Here is a 21,082-nt window from a genome sequence, read left to right on the forward strand (position 1 = left end):
AATATCTTTGTTAAAAAGCTGAATCAAATTAAAAGTATGGAGCAAATCCACCTTGTAAGCATTTTATTTATTACTGCATTTATCATTCAATATTATTTTTTATTCCGATATTTTTTATCTTTTGTAAATAAAAAGCCCTCCCTATCAAAACGGCCCAAGGGAAAGCAAGCTGTTTCCGTTATTATATGTGCGCATAATGAATTAAAAAATCTGCAAGAAAATTTACTGCTATTTTTAAATCAAGAATTTGAAGATTTTGAAGTCATTGTGGTAAATGATCGGTCTAATGATGGAAGTGCAGAGTATTTAGACAAGCAAGTAAAGCTTTTTCCTATTTTAAAAACTGTTCCTATTTCAAGTACTCCTATTGGTTTTAATCCAAAAAAATACGCCATAACTGAAGGTATTGAAGCTGCAAAAAATGATATTATTTTGTTAAGTGATGCAGATTGTTATCCTGCCTCTGCACAATGGATTGACAGAATGTCACAATGTTTTACAACTTCAACCTCCATTGTTTTGGGTGCCTCCTTATATGAAAAAAGAAAAGGCTTTCTAAACCAATTCATTCGTTTCGAAACTTTACAGACAGCTTTACTATATTTATCATTTGCCTTTAAGAAGGAGCCCTACATGGGTGTAGGAAGAAATATAGGATACCGAAAGTCATTCTTCTTAGCAAAAAATGGTTTTCAAGGATTTAGATCATTGATGGGGGGTGATGACGATATATGGGTTAATAGGTATGCAAATAAAGAAAACACGCAGATTTGTACTCAAGCTGAAAGCTTAACTTTTTCTAATCCAAAAGAAAGTTGGGGATCTTTCTTCCTACAGAAAAAGCGACATCTCTCCGTAGGGAAATACTATAAAAGTAAAGACAAAATGAAATTAGGCCTTTTCCATTTGTCACAAGCTATGCTATGGATATTATTTATATTAGGCTTAATGTTGGGAAATCCGACTGTTTGTTTAATTTTAAGTTTCCTTATATTAATGCACCTAGTAGGACAATATGTCGTGTTTTATCACCTTAGCATTAATTTTGGGATTAGATTTATGCATTATAATTTACCCACTTTAGAAATCCTTTTTGTGTTATACTATTGGATTTGGGGAATTTATGCTTCACTAACAAAGCATCTTAAATGGAAATAAATAAAAATAGAAATTTTTCAGAGAAGGCACTAAAGGATTTTAGATTAATCGACCAAGCAGTTATTGCAAAAGACCAAATGGCGTATGCTGAGTTGATGAAAAGGTATAAAAAACCTGTTTACCATATGGTGTTAAAAATGGTAAGGAACGTGGATGATGCAGAAGACCTCACCATTGAAGCATTTTCAAAAGCATTTAAAAGTCTTCACCGATTTAAAAAAGACTACACTTTCAGTACATGGTTATTCAGAATTGCCACTAACAACGCCATAGATTTTATTCGAAAGAAAAAATTAAGGACTATTAGCATTCATTCTTCTTACACTGATGATAATGGAGATGCAGTAGAGCTTGATGTGGAAGATAAAGGTAATTTAACCCCCCAAGATAAAGCCATTAAAGAACAGAGAATTGAATTAATGCGCATGTTTGTTGATAAATTACCGGCAAAATATCAGCGATTAGTTAAATTAAGATACTTTCAAGAGCTTTCTTATGAAGAGATAGCTACTGAATTAGAAGCTCCTTTAGGCACTATAAAAGCTCAATTGCACCGTTCACGGGAGCTAATGCGTGAACTTATCACTGGAAAAGAAACTCAATTCTGATATGGACAGCAGTACTATCTTGGAAAAGTACTTTCCTCAGCTGAGTGCACAGCAGAAGGCACAATTTCAGGAATTGGGAAACCTATATGTTGAATGGAATGAAAAGATCAATGTAATTTCAAGGAAAGATATTGAACATATTTATGAACGACATATCCTTCATGCGTTGGCCATAGGAAAATTTCAAAACCTGTCTCGCAAAAAGGTTTTGGACGTAGGGACAGGTGGTGGTTTTCCAGGAATTCCATTAGCTATACTTTTTCCAGATGCAGAATTCACATTGGTAGATTCTATCGGAAAGAAAATAAAAGTCGTGCATGCCATAGTGGATAAATTAGGCTTGGAAAATGTAGATGCTCTTCACCAAAGAGCCGAAAAAACAAAAGGTAAATTTGACTTTGTTGTTAGTCGGGCTGTTACAAGAATGAAAAGTTTTGTTCACTGGGTACACCCAATGATACAATCTGAAAAACCAGAAGATAATTGTGGCATAATTGCACTAAAAGGAGGTGATCTCGAAGAAGAAATGGCAGAAATTAAAAGAATGTACCAAGAAGTATCTATTTCGAAATATTTCTCAGAGCCTTTCTTCGAAACAAAAAAAATCATTTTCGTACCCTTCTAAACTAGTAAAAAATGAAAGTCTTAAAGTGGATATTAATTGTCGTAATTAGCCTTGCAGTAATAGGATTTATTGGTTACTCAATAGTTGACGAAGATTTACCTGAAGGTGAAACAGGCAAAGAAGCTGAGCAACTCACAGAAAAAGTGCTTGCTGCTGTAAATGATTCTGCATGGAAAGAAATTGCCGTAGTGCAATGGAGCTTAGGAGGACAAAAAAAACTAATTTGGGATAAAGATAGACACTGGGCAAAAGTTTCATGGGATAAATATGATGTTTTCATCAAATTGAACAGTAAAGAAGGAGTCGCTTTTGCAAAAAACAAAAAAGTTGAAAGAGATGAGTTATTATCCAAACTAACTAGCGATGCTTACGAAATATGGGCTAATGATTCATTTTGGTTAAATCCGATTACAAAACTAAAAGACGCAGGAACAGAAAGACGCTACGTAGTACAAAAAGATGCCGATTTGGAAGGGCTTTTAGTTACCTATAAAAGCGGTGGCGTAACTCCTGGCGACTCTTATTTATGGCTTATTGATAAAAAAACAAGCATGCCACTGTCCGTAAAAATGTGGGTTCAAATCATCCCGCTCGGTGGATTGAAATTCAGTTGGGAGAATTGGCATACTACACCTGGAGGTGCTAAAATTGCGCAAACGCATGAAAGTTTTTTCACTATTAATATCTCTCCGTTACAAACATGGATCGAAAAAGAAGAATATCCTGGAATAGATGAATTTAAAGTATTAGAAGGACTTCAATAGAATTATTTTCATTCGCAATTAAGATTAATTTGATCATTAATCAGCTAATTGTGAAAGCTTTCCAAAACGAGTACACAAAATTTAATATTAAAATCCTAAATAGATGAAATTTTTAAAATGCTTATACTACCTTTGTATCCCATAAGTATAGCAGGCATTTCAAAATCAACTTATGGCATCTCAAAAAAATACTAAATTCATCTTTGTTACGGGTGGTGTTACCTCTTCCTTGGGGAAAGGGATTATAGCGGCTTCATTAGCAAAACTATTGCAAGCGCGCGGCTTCTCAGTCACTATTCAAAAATTAGATCCCTATATAAATGTTGATCCGGGTACATTAAATCCCTATGAGCATGGTGAATGCTTCGTAACTGAAGATGGAGCTGAAACTGACTTAGATTTAGGACATTATGAACGATTTCTTAATATCAATACTTCACAAGAAAATAATGTCACTACAGGTAGAATCTATTATAATGTAATTACTAAAGAACGGGAAGGTGCCTATCTAGGAAAAACAGTTCAAGTAATTCCCCACATAACAGACGAAATAAAGCGTAACATATATGCTGTAGCAGAAAAAAGTGATTATGATATTGTTATTACAGAAATTGGTGGTTGCGTAGGCGATATCGAATCTCTTCCTTTTATTGAGGCCGTAAGACAAGTAAAATGGGATGTGGGACCAAATAACTTCTTGGTAATCAACTTAACACTCATCCCCTACTTGAAAGCTGCAGGAGAATTAAAAACAAAGCCTACACAGCATGCTGTAAAACAACTGCTAGAATCAGGTATTCAGCCTGATATTTTGGTTTGCAGAACTGAACATAAATTACCTCAAGAAATAAGAAAGAAATTAGCACTTTTCTGTAACGTAAATATAAACTCAGTAATAGAAGCTATGGATGCTGATTCTATTTACGATGTACCTTTGTTGATGAGAAAAGAAAAGCTCGATGAAAGAGTTTTAGCTAAACTGAAGCTTTCCCATAAGGTTGAACCGGAACTGACCCAATGGAAAAATTTCTTAGGAAAATTGAAAAACCCTATTTCAGAAATCAATATTGCTTTGGTAGGTAAATATATCGAGTTACCTGATGCTTATAAATCGATAACAGAGTCTTTCATTCACGCTGGGGCAGAAAATGAAACCAAGGTAAATGTAAAGTGGATTCATTCTGAGGAGGTCAATTCTGAAAATGTAGCCTCATTGCTTTCATCAGTTCATGGTGTTTTAGTAGCTCCTGGCTTTGGAGAAAGAGGTATTGAAGGAAAAATAGCAACGATCAAATATTGTCGTGAGGAAAAATTACCTTTCTTCGGGATTTGTCTGGGAATGCAATGTGCAGTTGTAGAATTCGCAAGAAATGTTTTAGGCCTTAAAGATGCCTCGTCTACAGAAATGCAACAAAAAACCAAAAACCCTATCATTGATTTAATGCTTGAACAGCAAGGTATAACCCAAAAAGGTGGTACTATGCGGTTGGGATCTTATGCCTGCGAACTTCAAAAAAACACTAAAGCCTACCAAGCTTATGGAAAAACGAAAATTAATGAGCGTCATAGGCACAGATACGAATTTAATAACAGATATTTGCAGGATATAGAGGCAGCAGGAATGAAAGCCACCGGGATTAATCCAAAAACCGGATTAGTTGAAATAGTGGAAATCTCTGACCATCCGTGGTTTGTAGGTACGCAATTTCATCCTGAACTAAAAAGTACCGTTTTGAATCCACATCCTTTGTTTGTGAGATTTGTAAAGGCGAGTTTAGAACATAAAATATTATCAGAATCGAATTAATCAAAATTTAGATGGACAAAAATCAAGCGACAGGACTTATCCTGATTTCTATTTTAATGATAGCCTATTTTTGGTTCTTTGCGGACACTCCGCAGCAACCAGAAAATATTGAAAGCAATCAGGTAGAACAAAACGACCAGCAATCACAGGAACCAATTTCATCAAGCAATACTGAATCAACTACTGCAATTGAAAATGATTCTAGTTTAAACCAAGCCATAGTAAATCAGTATGGTGCTTTTGCAGGAATTGCTAAAGGTGAATCTAAAATCTCAACATTCAACACTGAAACTTTAGCGATCCAATTCGATTCAAAAGGAGGTAGAGTCAAGAGTGTGCAACTTAAAGAGTTTGAGACTTTCGATGGTCAACCCTTAATCATTACCAATCAGGAGGATGAAGAGAAGGAATTGCTGTTCAATACTGCAAGTGGCGAAGTCAATTTATTTGACCTCTATTTTGAAATGCAAGGATCTCCAACTAGAACGCTTTCTAACGGTGATACCATTCAGGTCAAATTTGTTGCACAGTTAGCTCCGAATAAAAGTATAGAGCAAATTTATACTCTGTCAGGAAATCAATACCAAGTTGGTTACTCTTTGGCTTTCAATGGTTTCACTAATGAAATCTTAGGAGATCAATTGACTCTTCGATGGAATAAGAAAATGCGCAAGTTTGAAAAGGACCTTGCGCAAAGTAGAACGAAAGTTACTATGAACTACTATTCAGAGGAAGAAGGAATGGATGGCTTGAGCGAACGATCAGATGAAGACAGCGAAGAAATAGCAGCGCCTGTGAAATGGTTTTCTTTCAAGCAAAACTTCTTCATGGAAGCACTTATCACTGATATTCCGATGAAGAGAGCCGAATTCGCAACAGATGTTGAGGATTTATCTGATGAATATGTTAAAAGAGGAAAAGCCAAAGTTGAAATACCATTAGCTGAGGTAACTAACAAAGCAGGAGAATTCAAATACTACTTTGGTCCCAATAATTACAAGACACTTCAAAAAGTAGCCCCTGATTTTGAGGAAAATGTCTATTTAGGTTGGTTCCCAATCAGTTTAGTCAATAAATACGTGATCATCAATGTGTTTTACGTACTTGAAAAATACATCAGTAGTTACGGATTAATTATCATCATTTTAGTATTTTTGATTAAACTTGCTCTTTCCCCTCTTTCCTACAAATCTTATGTTTCTATGGCTAAAACGAAAGTTTTGAAGCCGCAATTAGATGAGATAAAAGAGAAGCATGGAGGCGATATGCAAAAGGCGCAAGCCGATCAAATGGATCTGTACAGAAAAGTTGGTGTTAATCCACTATCCGGCTGTATACCACTATTGCTACAAATGCCTATTTTATTTGCAATGTTTTATTTCTTCCCAAGTTCAATTGAGCTTAGGCAAGAATCATTCTTATGGGCAAGTGATTTATCAACTTATGATAGCGTATTAAGCTTGCCATTTGAAATCCCATTCTATGGTGATCACGTCAGTTTGTTTACCATTCTGATGACTTTATCAACCTTATTGATTACTTGGTCACAAGGACAAGTTAGTTCAGTGCAAGGACCTATGAAAAACATTCAGTATTTCATGCCTGTTATTTTCATGTTTGTATTGAATAGTTTCCCAGCTGCTTTAAGTTTTTACTATTTAATCGCCAATCTGATTACGTTTGGTCAGCAGACCTTGATCAGAAGAATGATTGATGAGGATAAAATCATTGCAATCTTAGAAGAGAATAAAAAGAAGAATGCGAACAAAAAAACTTCCAAATTCCAACAGAGATTACAAGAAGCAATGAAGGCAAGTGAGGAAGCTAAGAAAGAAAAAGACAAGAAAAATAAGAAGAAGAAAAAGTAATTTTACCTTCAAAATAGCAATTTTACTTAAGGTGAGTCTTTTTGACTCACCTTTTTTATGTGAAAGATTTGATAAAAAAAGCTAATTTTTCAATCTAGCTATATTTAGGTGATCAATTAGCTGATAATTTGCTTGACAGTAGATCATCAGGGCCTCTATCATTATTATAGCTAATAATTATCGATACTACTCCGGTCATCTTAACTATAATTCCATTCATCTAAAAAAAAATTAAGAAATACTTGAATAGTGCATTAACTGAAATTATTTCTTTATATTATTGATGAAATACTTATACTTAAACAAGTTAATATGAGATTGTATACTCATCCTAAGTTAAGAATCACAATTGAAGAAATAAGCAGTATACCTTATGTAAAGGAGGTATGGAGAGGTGTTTTTAATCCTGTAGTTTTCAGAGATTTAATAGATACTTCACTTGATATTTATCGACAAGAAATCAAAAAGCACAAAGTGACAGGACAAGATAAGTTTCTTCTTTATGCAGATGTTACAGAATTAGAAATGATTAGACAGGAAGAGATTACTTGGCTGGATTCTGAGATTAATCCTCAGTATGAAAAACTTGGTTTCACTCATCAAGCTGTAATTGCTCCAGTTACTCAAATTGCATCAGATAAGGTAGATGAATACAATACTGCTGATGAGAATGCGCCTTTTGTCACCAAAGTATTTAGAGACCACAAAAAAGCCATAAAATGGTTCTTGGATCAAGTTTATTAAAGACTATTTTAGAATAATTTTATCCATAGACTTCGTAAATTTCTCCTTTCCAAAAACCGAACTGACAAAATCTTAATTTCCCCACCTTCCCTTAATAAGGAAACTATTCGGAGTGAAATGCGCAGACAATGAGATCATTACTAGATCAAATTTGCCTTCACTGAATTTCAGAATACCCTTTCTAAAGCCCTGCATTTCTGGTTTTAATGATAAATATTAAAATCAATAAAGACTGTTTAAGCTCTATTCAAACAACTTCACATCATCTATCAACTCAGGGGTTACTTTAAAAAACTCTTCATGTAAATTAAAGGTCGGTTCCCCGTTGCTTTCTACCTCCTGATAAAAACTTTCTTCATTCATCTCATATGAGTTGACGTTATCCCACAAGTTATACCTTAAGATGTTCATAACCTGCCTTTTCAGGGTTTCATCTACAATCAAAAATAAAGACTCCAATCTTCGTTCAAATGAACGAACCATCATATCTGCACTTCCACCATATAGCTTTGGTTCTCCATCATTATGAAAATAATAAATACGTGAATGTTCCAAATAATTACCAACAATTGATTTCACCGTAATATTCTCACTCAATCCTTTTCTGCCGGGCCTTAAACAGCAAATCCCACGTACAATTAATTTAATCTTAACTCCAGCTTGAGAGGCTGCATAAAGTTCTTCAATTGACTCTTTATCTTCCAAAGAATTGATTTTAATACAAATACCAGAGGGTAATCCTGCCCTAGCATTTTCAGCTTCATGCTGGATCAAATGAATCAAGCGAGTTCGCATATCTTTAGGAGCTGTTATTAATCGCTCATATTCATGCGGTAAGCTATGCCCTGTGATTACATTAAAAAACTCAGAAATATCCTGAGCGTATATCTCATCAGTAGTCATGAGGCCAATATCTGTATACAATCTTGCTGTTTCCTCATTATAATTACCACTAGCCATATGCAAATAGCGAGTTACTTTCTCCTTCTCCTTTCGGACAATCATAAGAAGTTTAGTGTGCGTTTTATAGCGACTAATTCCATAAATTACAAAGCATCCTGCTTTTTGAAGCCTTTTTGCCTCTCGAATGTTATTTTCTTCGTCAAAACGAGCCTTTACTTCAAATAAAACAGATACGTGAATTCCATTTTCAGCTGCCTTAAGCAATGCATTGGTAATTCTGGAATCATCTGCCAATCGATAGATGGTTAGTTTAATAGACAAGACCTTTGGGTCTTCAGCTGCCTTTTCTAACATATCAATTACGGGCTCAATATTATTGTAGGGATGGTGTAATAGGATATCTCTGTCCTTTAATATTTCAAAGATATTGTCAGATTCGGATTTATGCTCGGGAAATGCCAATGGCGGAACTGGATCGGGGGTAGCAGGTATTTTATCCTTAAACTCAGTATGTTTGATGATTTGCCAAAGCGCACTATAATCAACTAAATCCCCCTTCTTGAACTTGAAGATATTGTCTTTGTCTATTTCCCATCGGTCACATAGAATCTTCATCATCCATTTGTCGTAATCCTTATCGATTTCAATGCGCACTACCCTACCCGTCTTTCTAGTTTTCAGCTTTTTTCGCATCTCCTCTAGAAAATTAGCTTCGATATCGTCACTTTCCTCCAAGGTAAAATCTCCATTTCTGGTAATCCGAAATAAATTGACGGATAGAATCTCTATATTTCTAAATAACTTATCAATATTCGCTTTTACTAACTCTTCAATAGGAATAAAAAGCATTTTATCCTCTCGCTCCACCTCATAGAACCGCTGTATATTCTGGGGAATCTGAATAAACGAAAGTTTCTTATTATCCTTCTTTTCACCAAATGATCGAGTAACTACCGAGAATATAAGGAGCTTATTCATCAGAATCGGGAAAGTGTGATAATTATCATATACCATAGGTGTCAGCATTGGAAATATGATCTTATCAAAAAAACTATTCGCTTTTTTCAATTCATTAGAAGTCAAATCGCTCAGCTCAGCAATTTTAAAATTGCTTTCTTCAAAAATGGGTTCCAATTCATCTTCAAAAAGCCTGTTTTGTGATTTCACAAAATTTTGACATTCTGTTAAAAGCTTTTTTCTGAAAGGTAATTCTCTCAATCCTGAATAATCAATACGCTCTCTCCCATAATCAATATAATTATAGAGCGAACCGACTCTAATCATGAAAAATTCATCAAGATTGGAAGCAGTAATTGCCAAGAACTTGAGCCGATCAAATACATTCCTGTTAGGCTTTCTAGCCAGATCCAGCACTCTGTAATTGAATTGCAACCAGCTTAAATCTCTGCTGACTAAATTACTTTTATTTATTAATGATGTTATTCTATCTATTGCCATGTGTAATCAATCAATTCCTAAATTTAAAAAGCTTTTGGCTTATTTGTTCGCTAAGGAAGAAAATTTTAGTTTAAAGTCTGAAATCAACCTTAAACAACAAATTACAGAAAATGCGCCTAATTGTAAGCTTCCTTTGCATTAATCTATTGTTAATCTGCCAAACTCAAGCACAAAAGAAAACGAAAATTATCCTTTCAGCAAATGAATGGCAAGATGAAACGTTGATTTTGGAAAAAACCGACCAACATTTCATTCCTGAATATTATGCTTTTAAAAAAATTCAGTCTCAAAATAGAGATTATGCTTTTGAATTGGAAAATGCTGATTTCTACAATTTAAGAGTTGCTGGCAATACTTATGGAATCTATTTGCAGCCAGGATTTAGCTATGACTTAAAAGTAGAAAATGGGAAGCTACAAGTGGAGTCAGAAGATCCTTTGAACTTTCAATAATAAAAAGATTAATTTTACATTACATTAAATCTATAAATAGTTTTTATGAATGACTTTATTAGGCTAATAATAATTTCAAGTATATGTTTCATCAGTTCAATTTATTTAAATGCACAATCTAATTTTTTAGATGGATTTTATATTAACAAGCAAGGAGATACTATTAATACAAAATTATATTATTATTCTGGTAGCAACTCATATCGAATTTTTGAAACTCTTTCAGAAGATGGAAATATCACTACTTATTTACCAAAAGATGTTATAGGTTACGGATATAAAAATGATGCTTCATTTTCTTCAAATGTGATTGATACTTTGTTTCTACAAAATGTAATTAAAGGGGCTATATCTTTATATGAAAAGCAAAATATTTACTATATAAGTACAAAAGATACAGTTTATCAAATTAAAAATTCTTCAAAGTTGGAAGAAAGAAGTGGAAAAACTTATATCACCAACCAAGATATCTGGAAAGGACAACTATATTATTTAGCAAAAAATGATTTAGACCTCAGAGAATTAATCGATAGACTCTATTTTAGAAAGGAAGATTTGAAAAAATTCGTAATTCAACTAAATATAAAAAATCAGCATAACTATACAGACTTAGACATTCAGAACAACTTAAATAAATTTAATTGGGGCTTGAGAATTGGTCAGCAATTCAATAGACTGACAAAAAATAGTGGCGGTTATTATCCGGACATCAATGACATATATATAAGTCAAAGTCAAACAATAAGTCTTTTTGCAACATATAATGTGCCAGAATTTTCTAAATCACTGAGCTTCAACACCGAATTATTGCTTAGCCAAATAAAGTATAGTGGATCGAGAATAGATTCCAATTCAAGTCCAGTTAATCAATATGAGACAAATTTCAATTATATCCAGATAAGTACACCTATTTATCTCACCTATAGATTAAATCAAAATAGTTTATTCTTAAATGTACTTGCTGGTGTCAATACTCAATTTAATATTAATGACGAGTATATTACTAAAAGAACAACAATAATAGGGCAATATGAACAAGAATCGGTAGAACAGCCATTTGCTCCTTACAATTTTCAACCTGGATTTCTACTAGGTTTATCAGTTGGATTACAGCTAAAAGAAATAGAAATTGGAATTGACACACGTTATATTCGTTTTTCTAAACTAAATAAGGAACTGAATTTATTTGTAAATCAACAACATATAAATTCTGGCTTCTACATTAAATTCTAATAAAAAATGATCATTTCACCTCTATAGTAATTAAATCTTTGATAGTTACATTTCCCATAAAACTGCCAATTAAAACTATTAGTATCGTGATGAGCTTACACAAATCAGCCTTTTTTATTCAAACGGCTTTCTAGATTATTAGCCAATATGTTACACCTTTATTAACTTTAATAGACTTCACCTTAAGCTTCTATTAATATATTTTCATTCTATTTTGATACATCATAATTCTATGTATATTTGTTCTATGTATTCAAAAGAACTATTAAAAGGCACGCTGGGAGTTATCATTTTAAAGCTTCTAGAAGAGAACGGAAAAATGTACGGCTATGAAATCTGCCAAAAGGTAAAGGATATTTCAGATGGCAAAATCCTCATTAAAGATGGAAGTCTCTATCCTACTCTACACAAACTCTTGAAAGATGGTATTTTGACCACCGAAGAGGTAAATATTGGAAAACGAGTCCGAAAGTACTACACCCTAACACCAAAAGGAAAGAGTGAGAAGAAAATGGTAGTGCAGGAGCTAGAGGATTTTATGGAGACTTTGAACAAGATTGTATTTACTGATAACAAAACCTCTCCTGCCTTATGATTACTGATGAACAACTAGACTTTATCAGCCAAAAAGTCAACAGCAGTGCTATTTCCTCAAAGGATATTCAAGATGATCTGATCGACCACTTTTGCTGTTTGATTGAAATTGAAATGCAGAGAGGAAAATCTTTTGACGAAGCATACAGCAAAGCCTATCAGCAAACTACACCCAATGGTTTTGCAGAAATACAACATGAATCTTTCTTTTTATTAAACCATAAAAAAATAATACTCATGAAACAGTTCACTTACATTTCGGGCTATTTATTTGCCCTTTCATCAACAGTGGGAGCATTTTTTAAAGTAATGCATTTCCCTGGCGCAAACATTATGTTATTCTCTGGTTTACTGGGGCTTTCTTTCATTTTCTTGCCTCTATTGCTGGTCAATAAGTTTAAAGATAAAGTATTCAATGTCATGTCTGAAAAACTAAAATGGATATTTGGAACAGCAAGTATTATGCTCATTCTACTTGGTAGTGGATTTAAGATACTTCATTTACAAGGTGCAATGGTGATTTTCGGATTAGGAATGATCAGTTTTGGTATTTTATTTTTACCATTCTTGTTTTTCAGAATGTATAAATCCAGCCAGGAAGAGGCTTTTAAGCAAGAGGAGGCATGAATAAAATAATCTATATATCAGTTTGGCTATTTAGCTTTATCTTTGTAGTAGGATTTTTTTTTAAGATTTTAAGCCTACCTTATGCTACCATTTTGCTTTATCTGGGAGGCACTGTCTCGGGACTCATTTGTTATCCAATATTGTTCGTCTACAGATGGAGACTACACAAACTAACGGAAAATAGAATGCTATTTCAATGGATTTTTGGTCAGGGAGCTATTGCTATACTTGTCATTTCTACTTGGCTTAGATTTATCAATCACTTCTCTGCTAATGTCACCTTAGTTATTGCATTTTCCATTTTTGCTTTTGCTTTTTTACCCCTACTATTTTTTAATATGTACAAGCAATCACTAAAGGAGACCTGAATTTCATTGTTGAACAAACACCATGCAATGCTGCCATGGAAGATTACTGATGTTTTCTTTCAATTTAAAACCGGCAGCATTCATTTCTTTAACTGCCTGTTTCTCACTCATTTTATGCAATTCCTTAATGGGCACACTTTTATCTTCAGCTCTATATTCAATTAAATAGATTTCACCCTCTGGCCTCAATGATTTCTTAATGGAGGTTATCATTTCAATAGGATAACTAAACTCATGGTAAACATCTACCATTAATACTTTATCAATAGTTTTTTCTGGCAAATTTACACTCTGTTCAGTTCCTTTTATTAGGTTGATATTATTTAATCCCGCTTCATCTTTCTTTTCCCTAATGGCCTGCAGCATCTCTGGTTGAATATCTACTGCATATACTTCCTTAGCTTTGGGAGCCATTTTAAAAACATGAAAACCCGAACCTGCACCTATGTCAGCAATCACATCATCAGGCTGAATATTCATATTTTTCAACAGTTTCGATGTATTTTCCTCTTTTTCCCTCTCTGGTCTTTCTAGCCAATTTATGCCTTGATAGCCCATCACATATGCTATTTCTCTACCCATATACCATTTCCCTGTACCAAAACGGTCACCAGATTTATAGGTGTAATTTCCATCATTTTCATTATTCTGGGCCTTACAACTGAAAAAAAATGATAATAAAAGTATAAATATTGCTAGCTTTCTCATAAATACAGATCTATTCAATAAAACCGCCGCATGGTCAAAAGGTTTAAAATTTGAAATCGGATCAAAACCAACAAAAAAAGGACTGAAAAACAGTCCTTTTTTTAAATCAAATAATTATCAATCAATTATAAATCCTTTTTAACATCCCATTTCTCTAAATAGTCAGCAACTCTTCTTACGACCATTCCACCTAAAGAACCATCAACAACTCTGTGATCATATGAATGAGATAAGAACATTTTATGTCTAATCGCAATAACATCTCCTTGAGGCGTTTCTAAAACAGCGGGCTTTTTAACAATAGCACCTAAGGCTAAAATACCTACTTGAGGTTGCATAATGATTGGCGTACCCATTACATTCCCAAATGACCCTACATTTGAAATCGTAAACGTACCACCTTCCAACTCCTCAGCCTTCAATTTACCATCTCTAGCTCTTCTAGCTAAGTCATTCACCTTATTAGCTAATCCTCTAATATTCAACTGATCAGCATCTTTAATGACAGGAACTATCAAATTACCACTTGGTAAAGCTACTGCCATTCCGATATTGATATGTTTCTTTTTGATGATTCTATCCCCATCAACTTGAACATTAATCATTGGATAATCTTTGATAGCTTTTGCCACTGCTTCAATAAAAATAGGAGTGAAAGTTAAATTCCCATTTTCTTGTTCCTTAAAAGTGTTCTTATGTTTATTTCTCCATTGTACAACGCTAGTCATATCCGCTTCAACAAATGAAGTAACATGAGGAGAAATACGTTTCGAATCAAGCATCCTTCCAGCGATCATCTTCCGCATTCTATCCATTTCAATGATTTCGTCATCACCAGAGATGCTAACCGGTACACCTTGAGGAGCTGATTGTGCACTAGGCGCTGATTTTGGAGCACTTTGTGCTGGTTGACTAGGTGCTTGAGCTGGAGCTTCTCCCCTATTGTCTATGTATGATAAAATATCTTTCTTAGTTACTCTTCCCTCTTTCCCAGTTCCAGAAATAGACTCTAACTCAGCCATTTCAATGTTTTCTTCTTTAGCAATATTTCGTACTAAGGGAGAGAAGAACTTACCAGATTCAGATCGAGCTGCTATTTCATGTCCATTATTTCCGGAATCTGAAGCAATATTAGACTCTCCTGATGCAGTTTCTGAAGAAGAACTTTCTTGCTTTTCCGGTTGTGTAGCAGCTCCATTATCGGCAGCGGCAGATCCTCCTTCAGTTTCAATAATAGCTATCGGTTTACCAACTCCTACTATATCACCTTCTTGAACCAATATTTGTTTTAAAATACCTGCTTCTAATGCTGGAACTTCCGTATCTACTTTATCAGTAGCTACTTCTAAAACTGATTCATCCTCTTCAATAGTGTCACCCTCTTTTTTCAACCAGGTCAGCACTGTTGCTTCCATAATACTTTCACCCATCTTGGGCATTACCATTTCTACCGTTGCCATGAAATAATTAGTCGTTTATTGAAATGAAAAAAACTTTTTGAAATATTATCAATCTTAAGAAAGGACGATTTCCTTCCATTATATTGTGATTATGATCTGAAAGGTTCAATTTCCATAGTAAAACCAAATCAAATTTGTACAAAATTAACATTTATAAACTTTTTCTCAATTATTTTGAGCTTAAAGTTTGCCGAACCAAATTTAATAATGAATTAGATGTCATTTCGATATTACCGTGTCTATCAAACTGAAAATGATACAATTTAGTTTGGGTTTCCTTTCCATCTGCCAAAGCTACCCACACTGTGCCTACTGGTTTTTCTTTCGAACCTCCTCCTGGGCCGGCTACTCCACTAGTAGAAATACCAATATCCGCACCGAAAAGTTCGCGGACTCTTTCAGCCATTTCTATAACCGTTTGTTCACTTACCGCTCCGTACTTTTCAATCGTTTCTTTTTTAACTCCCAGCACATCCATCTTCAAATTGTTGTGATAGGGATTAATACCCCCTCGATAGTACGCAGAACTTCCTGCATTTGAAGTTAACAAATGGGCCAAATGTCCGCCGGTACAACTTTCTGCAACAGCAATAGTAAGTTTCCTTTCCAAGAGTAGTTCTCCAATTTTACTTGCGAGATTATTCTCATCTGTTCCGTAGATATATTTGCCCACTAACTTGTAAAGTTTATCTACTTCTTGATCTATCAATTTTTTTAAACGTTTCTCTTCATCACCTGAGGCTGTCAGTCGCATTTTTACTTGCTTTAATCCGGGTAAGTAAGCCAGTTTAATTTCACTTGGAAGGTTATTTTCCCAGTCTTCTAACTTTTCAGCTAGTATACTTTCCGGTATACCGACCGTTTTTACCATTTTATGGATCAGAACTGGGGTTTTAAATTTTTCTTTAAATCGTGGTATGACGGTATCCTCCATCATATATTTCATTTCACTAGGAACACCTGGCATTGAAATAAAAACTTTTCCCTCTTTATCAAACCACATGCCTGGAGCTGTTCCATACTTATTTTCAATTGGTGTACACTTTTCAGGTAATTCAGCTTGACCTCTGTTTAATTCATTAAGCTCTCTATCTCTTTTAGCAAATCTCTCACGAAGGTCTTCTAAAATATCTTCGTGTAGGATCATAGAAGAATCGAAATACTCGGCCAAAAGTGGTTTTGTCAAATCATCTTTTGTAGGACCAAGACCGCCAGTAATGATAATAATATCAGCATTGTTTTCAGCCTCTTCAAAAGCGCGCATCATAGCTTCTCTTTCATCCGAAACCGTAACTTTTCTTTTAACTCTAATACCTAATTTATCTAGCTCTGCACTAATAAAATGAGAATTAGTATCTAAAGTTTGACCGTACAATATTTCATCTCCTATGGAAATGAGTTCTGCGTAAATGTTGTTCATAAAAAATTAGATTAACGACTTATTACAAATAAAAAGGATGCTTCATTTTTCCCTTTCCTAATAATCAAATAATAAGCTCCTTGTTTTAAATCAGAGATATCAATTATTTCTGATTGTAGTAGCTCCAAACTATTATTGGCTTTCAACACTTCCTTTCCTTGTGTATCTATAATACTGTAAGTATCAAATTTGAATTGGTCTTTTCCAGTCAGATGAATGAATTTATCAGCAGGATTAGGGAAAATAGAAAAATACGATTTCAATTCGCTATTACTGCCTAACAATGGATCATTGAAAACTACAAGTTGCTTTTCTGCCACCGCAATGCAACCTAAGGTATCCTCAACATTTAATTGAACCTTAAAAACTCCCGCTTCAGATAAGCTATGAATAACACTCGACTTGCTAGCGATTGTACTATTATTGATTTTCCAATTCCAATTGCTACTGCTTGACGATAAGGCTTCTAACTGGATTTCCTTTTCAAATGCCAAATTAATAGTATCGTGAGATATTGAGAATTCTGCAGTCAAATCACTTACAAAGATAGGGACTTCTATAACCTCTGAAGGATAAACATTTTCAACATTTACAGCAAATACACTCATGTCTTCACTTACTTCTGCAATGTTAACGTTTGCTCCCTTTCCAATAAATTGAGTCAATTCAGAATCTTCAAAATAATAAACCTTTTCTGAATTCAGAGCAGAAATCGTAACACTCTCACTCTGACACAAATAGTAATTTTCGAATTCGGGGTTTTGGCTTGCTGTGTTTTGGAAAGTAACTGTATCTCGACAATTGTTTTCTGATATAGCTATTAATTTCAGATCACCTGTCTGCAACTTTCTTAATTCAAAATTGATTTCGTTTTGAGTACCTAGAGTATCATCGTTTATCATCCATATATGATCTTGAGAAAAATCGCTTTTACTTGTTGCTAAAGCCCTCATTTGCTTATTTTCAGATGACATATCAAGAATTACCTCCATTCTAGCCTTAAGTGGAATCACTTTTACCTCTACTTGAATAGTTTCAGAAGGAAATTGATCAGATTCGTTTCTCACATAAAGCAAAGTGTCAGAGCTTAGGTTCTCAAATATAAATGTGGGACCTTGATATATCTTAGTCGTTAATAAGCTATCTGAATATACTGCCAATTGCCCAATACTTGGATCTTGCAAAATCAAATCTTCGTTTATACAAACTTCTAAATCGCCTACTTGAGGTTTTCGAGATCTATTAAATACTTTAAATGATTTAGTAACAGTATCATGACAGCCAATTGCACTACCTATAATTAACTCAGCAGAATAATCTCCCACTGAATCAAAAATGATATTGGGGTGCTGCTTTTGAGAAATAAAACCATTGCTAAACTTCCATTTCCAGCTAGATGCGTTTTCACTTTCATCTTGAAACCTAAAGGAGTTTACCTCTTCTTGGTTAATTAAAAGGGTATCTGATGGCAAAGAAAAATTTGCTACAGGCTCCTGAATCGAAATTACTAATCGCTTTCTTAACCCTTCTATTCCCAACGAATCCCGCTCTACTACATAAAATATGGAATCTTTACTTAAATTTCCTACTTCAAAATCTGTCCCGGAATAGAGAATTGTTTCATCAGTTGCGGATGTATAAATATCATACTCATGATTTTCTGGAGCAGATATAGTGGGGCTGTCGTTTTTACAAATAAAAACCTGTCTACCAAAAGGTGGCAAAGTAAAACTTAAAGAGTCTTTTTTCTTTGCCTTTGTTACCAATGATTTTAAATCATTTAAATTATCTGCTCGCATAACTGCCAAGGAAATAGCGTGAACAGAAAATGGCTCAAAATCTTTTAGCAAAACACCCTGAATACTGCCCACATTATTGCCTCCCGCTTTCTCTCCAGCTAACTGCTTGCTAAAAGCATTCCGTAGTGCATTTTGTATTATATCCTGCTTTAAGCTATCGTTTTCCAAGTCACTTGTATGTAAGTTTTCATCTCCTAGATCAAATGCAAAAAAAACTGAATCTTGTATTGACAATAAACTTAGACCAACATATTCAGTCGCTGCCTCATCGTAAGCATACGAAAGTTGGAGTGCGCTATCATATTTTAAAGTATTACTATTTTTATCCGCTAAGGCATAATCAGTGAATAAAGTGAAATACAAAGAATCGTATGAATTTTCACTCCTGTTCTCTACTCTATATTGATGAATTAAAAAGTCCTTTTCATCATCCCACCCTAAAAATCTTTGGTCAATATAAAGATCAAGGGAAATTGGAACTTCATTCTTTTCTGTAAAAACACTCCTTACATCAAAATCAGCAGTAATGTCATCGTATCGCTTTAGTGACTTGAAGCTTTGAAAATCATCTATATATTGAAAGGAATTAGCCCCAATAAGTGTGTTTCGGACAAGGCTATCATCTCCTGCAAAAAGAACCAGTCCCATATGATCAATCAGATCACTTCCATTGTGAGTTACTGCGTAGTTATCAAAAGGAGTTTCAGCACTTCTACCAAAATTACCCGTTGCTGTAAAGCCAAAGTTCCAACCATTATAATTGAAAAGCCTAATTTTCGGACTACTTTGAATTTGAAAAGATTGATAGTCTTGGTAAAACTCGCCTTCAAATAGAATTCTAAAATTTAGTGCTTCATCTTCAGGCAAATTTTCTGATAAGATCACTCGATATTTACCATTCTGAGTACTAATTTTCTCAAATGTCTCTAAAGATTCAATAGTGTAATCCGCTTGTATAATATTCACATATGGGCTAGAAGAAGTCAATTTAGCATCTACGTTCTCTGTTGATTCTAAATAATTGGTGAATTCGAGCGTAATTTCCAAGGTATCTCCAAAATAAGCTGCTTCCTCTAAACCATTGGAATAACTCAAATCACTAATTCTTATGGCAGGTGTATCAAAATTGGCAATTGCTTTGAAAACATTTAACCTGCCTTTACCAAATTTGTACTGTAAATCACTATTGCTGCCCACGTCACTAATATCATCGCTGCTGACCCTCAACTGCTCCATAACTTGTAGGGCATTCCATTCAGGAAATACAGAACGAATCAAGGCTGCGGCACCCGCCACCATAGGGGCTGCGTAAGAAGAACCACTATCATTATCATAAGTATTATCATTTTCCGTAGTGTAAATACCTACTCCAGGAGCCACTAAATCAATAAAATCACTATAAGTTGCATTTATGTTTCTACTGTCATCTGAATTAACATACCCAATTGAAAGTACATTGTCATATGAGGCAGGGTAAAAATCTAGTTCCGCATTAGTATTTCCTGCTGCGGCAACAACCACTACATCTTTCTCTAATACAGCATAATTAATAATATCTTGAGCAAACTGTGAGTAGCCTCCGGCACTTCCCCAGGAAAGGTTTATAATATCACAGCCTTGATCAGCGGCATAAATTATACCTTCATAACTGTTTCTGGAAAAATTGTTTTCGGTTTTGAAAATCTTAATCGGCATGAACTTAGTATTAAATCCAACACCAGCAATCCCCTTACTGTTATCAGTGGACGCAGCTGCTATCCCACTTACGCCAGTACCATGAGTACTTCCATCCGCTTCAGGAGAATTATCATTATCAGCAAAATCCCAACCGAAATAGTTATCAGTATAGCCATCGTTATCATTATCAATTCCATCAATTGGATCAGCTTCATTTAAATACAGGTTTCCCTCTAAATCTTCATGATCTAAATCTGCTCCCGTATCTATTACTCCAATTACAATATCTTCATTACCTTGAGAAACGTTCCAAGCGTCATAAATATTAATCTGCGCCAAATGAAATTGTGCTTGCCCAAATTGTGCTTCCGGGTCGTTCGGAACATAGAGAGGTTTTACATTAGGATACTGCTCAGCATATTCAACATTCTCAAAGCCACGTAAATAAGCAATATATTCTTTTTCGTTGACCCTCTCATTTATCTCCAACTTGTAGAGATTATCTAATCTACTATTGCCCGCTGTTCTTTGATTCGTTCTAACTTGGCTTTTTATATCTTGAATGTTCTCAATTAAGGCATCTTCCTGAAGACGTACAAAACTCAGCTGCTTAAGTGGATCTTTTCTTGTCAATTGATCTTCCTGCTTGAGTTTTACTACAATTAGCCCTGGGACATAATCTTGAGCTAAACTTTGCTGAATAATAAAGAGACTCAGCAAGAGTGGTAAAATGTACTTCATAGATTATTTTTTAAGGTGTTGTTTTTTTAAAAACTTTCCCTCTCACAGAAAAGCATTTTCTCACTTCA

17 protein-coding genes are annotated in these 21,082 nt (G+C 34.4%); 12 read left to right on the plus strand and 5 right to left on the minus strand.

What is annotated here, in order from left to right; translation table 11 throughout:
* The first annotated feature begins 36 nt into the window (after positions 1-36).
* The 7 genes from B9Y84_RS03785 (at position 37) to B9Y84_RS03815 (ending at position 7,574) form a co-directional block, all read left to right on the plus strand.
* On the plus strand, positions 37-1,158 hold the full coding sequence (locus B9Y84_RS03785; RefSeq protein ID WP_085515751.1) for a glycosyltransferase: 1,122 nt from the start codon (positions 37-39) through the stop codon (positions 1,156-1,158).
* Positions 1,149-1,766: an RNA polymerase sigma factor gene (locus tag B9Y84_RS03790; protein WP_085515752.1), complete on the plus strand. Its 618-nt coding sequence runs from the start codon at positions 1,149-1,151 to the stop codon at positions 1,764-1,766. The genes B9Y84_RS03785 and B9Y84_RS03790 overlap by 10 nt, the downstream gene beginning before the upstream one ends.
* Complete coding sequence (gene rsmG, locus B9Y84_RS03795; RefSeq protein WP_317043232.1) at positions 1,732-2,391, plus strand: 16S rRNA (guanine(527)-N(7))-methyltransferase RsmG; 660 nt, start codon at positions 1,732-1,734, stop codon at positions 2,389-2,391. The genes B9Y84_RS03790 and rsmG overlap by 35 nt, the downstream gene beginning before the upstream one ends.
* Positions 2,392-2,402: 11 nt before the next feature.
* Entirely contained in the window at positions 2,403-3,155 is a 753-nt protein-coding gene (locus B9Y84_RS03800) for a hypothetical protein (protein WP_085515754.1), read from the plus strand.
* 172 nt (positions 3,156-3,327) lie between these two features.
* On the plus strand, positions 3,328-4,962 hold the full coding sequence (locus tag B9Y84_RS03805; protein WP_085515755.1) for a CTP synthase: 1,635 nt from the start codon (positions 3,328-3,330) through the stop codon (positions 4,960-4,962).
* A gap of 11 nt (positions 4,963-4,973) precedes the next feature.
* The gene (gene yidC / locus B9Y84_RS03810; protein ID WP_085515756.1) at positions 4,974-6,830 is read left to right on the plus strand and encodes a membrane protein insertase YidC; all 1,857 of its coding nucleotides are present in this window, start codon (positions 4,974-4,976) and stop codon (positions 6,828-6,830) included.
* A 312-nt stretch (positions 6,831-7,142) separates the two neighbouring features.
* Positions 7,143-7,574 (plus strand): hypothetical protein, encoded by a 432-nt coding sequence (locus tag B9Y84_RS03815; protein WP_085515757.1) that lies wholly within the window; start codon positions 7,143-7,145, stop codon positions 7,572-7,574.
* A gap of 243 nt (positions 7,575-7,817) precedes the next feature.
* On the opposite strand, the gene ppk1 is transcribed toward B9Y84_RS03815, so the two are convergent.
* Entirely contained in the window at positions 7,818-9,935 is a 2,118-nt protein-coding gene (gene ppk1, locus B9Y84_RS03820) for a polyphosphate kinase 1 (protein WP_085515758.1), read from the minus strand.
* Between the two features lie 110 nt (positions 9,936-10,045).
* On the opposite strand from ppk1, the gene B9Y84_RS03825 reads away from it, so the two are divergent.
* The 5 genes from B9Y84_RS03825 (at position 10,046) to B9Y84_RS03845 (ending at position 13,209) form a co-directional block, all read left to right on the plus strand.
* On the plus strand, positions 10,046-10,387 hold the full coding sequence (locus tag B9Y84_RS03825) for a hypothetical protein (RefSeq protein ID WP_139827933.1): 342 nt from the start codon (positions 10,046-10,048) through the stop codon (positions 10,385-10,387).
* A gap of 45 nt (positions 10,388-10,432) precedes the next feature.
* Positions 10,433-11,620, plus strand: coding sequence for an outer membrane beta-barrel protein (locus B9Y84_RS03830; RefSeq protein WP_085515760.1), 1,188 nt, complete (start codon positions 10,433-10,435; stop codon positions 11,618-11,620).
* Positions 11,621-11,867: 247 nt separating this feature from the next.
* Positions 11,868-12,215 (plus strand): PadR family transcriptional regulator, encoded by a 348-nt coding sequence (locus B9Y84_RS03835; protein ID WP_176223699.1) that lies wholly within the window; start codon positions 11,868-11,870, stop codon positions 12,213-12,215.
* The gene (locus tag B9Y84_RS03840; RefSeq protein ID WP_085515762.1) at positions 12,212-12,841 is read left to right on the plus strand and encodes a GldL-related protein; all 630 of its coding nucleotides are present in this window, start codon (positions 12,212-12,214) and stop codon (positions 12,839-12,841) included. The genes B9Y84_RS03835 and B9Y84_RS03840 overlap by 4 nt, the downstream gene beginning before the upstream one ends.
* A complete protein-coding gene (locus B9Y84_RS03845; RefSeq protein WP_085515763.1) occupies positions 12,838-13,209 on the plus strand; it encodes a hypothetical protein in 372 nt (123 codons plus the stop codon). The genes B9Y84_RS03840 and B9Y84_RS03845 overlap by 4 nt, the downstream gene beginning before the upstream one ends.
* A 3-nt stretch (positions 13,210-13,212) precedes the next feature.
* Here the strand turns inward: B9Y84_RS03845 and B9Y84_RS03850 are convergent, their stop codons facing one another.
* From B9Y84_RS03850 to B9Y84_RS03865, 4 genes are all read right to left on the minus strand, one after another.
* Positions 13,213-13,917: a class I SAM-dependent methyltransferase gene (locus B9Y84_RS03850; protein ID WP_085515764.1), complete on the minus strand. Its 705-nt coding sequence runs from the start codon at positions 13,915-13,917 to the stop codon at positions 13,213-13,215.
* A 125-nt stretch (positions 13,918-14,042) separates the two neighbouring features.
* Positions 14,043-15,377 (minus strand): dihydrolipoamide acetyltransferase family protein, encoded by a 1,335-nt coding sequence (locus B9Y84_RS03855; protein WP_085515765.1) that lies wholly within the window; start codon positions 15,375-15,377, stop codon positions 14,043-14,045.
* Between the two features lie 169 nt (positions 15,378-15,546).
* Positions 15,547-16,797, minus strand: a complete 1,251-nt coding sequence (locus B9Y84_RS03860) for a competence/damage-inducible protein A (protein ID WP_085515766.1) — start codon at positions 16,795-16,797, stop codon at positions 15,547-15,549.
* 11 nt (positions 16,798-16,808) lie between these two features.
* Positions 16,809-21,014 (minus strand): S8 family serine peptidase, encoded by a 4,206-nt coding sequence (locus B9Y84_RS03865; RefSeq protein WP_085515767.1) that lies wholly within the window; start codon positions 21,012-21,014, stop codon positions 16,809-16,811.
* Positions 21,015-21,082: the final 68 nt, after the last annotated feature.

This window comes from Marivirga sericea (genome assembly GCF_900177665.1).
GTDB classification, from domain to species: domain Bacteria; phylum Bacteroidota; class Bacteroidia; order Cytophagales; family Cyclobacteriaceae; genus Marivirga; species Marivirga sericea.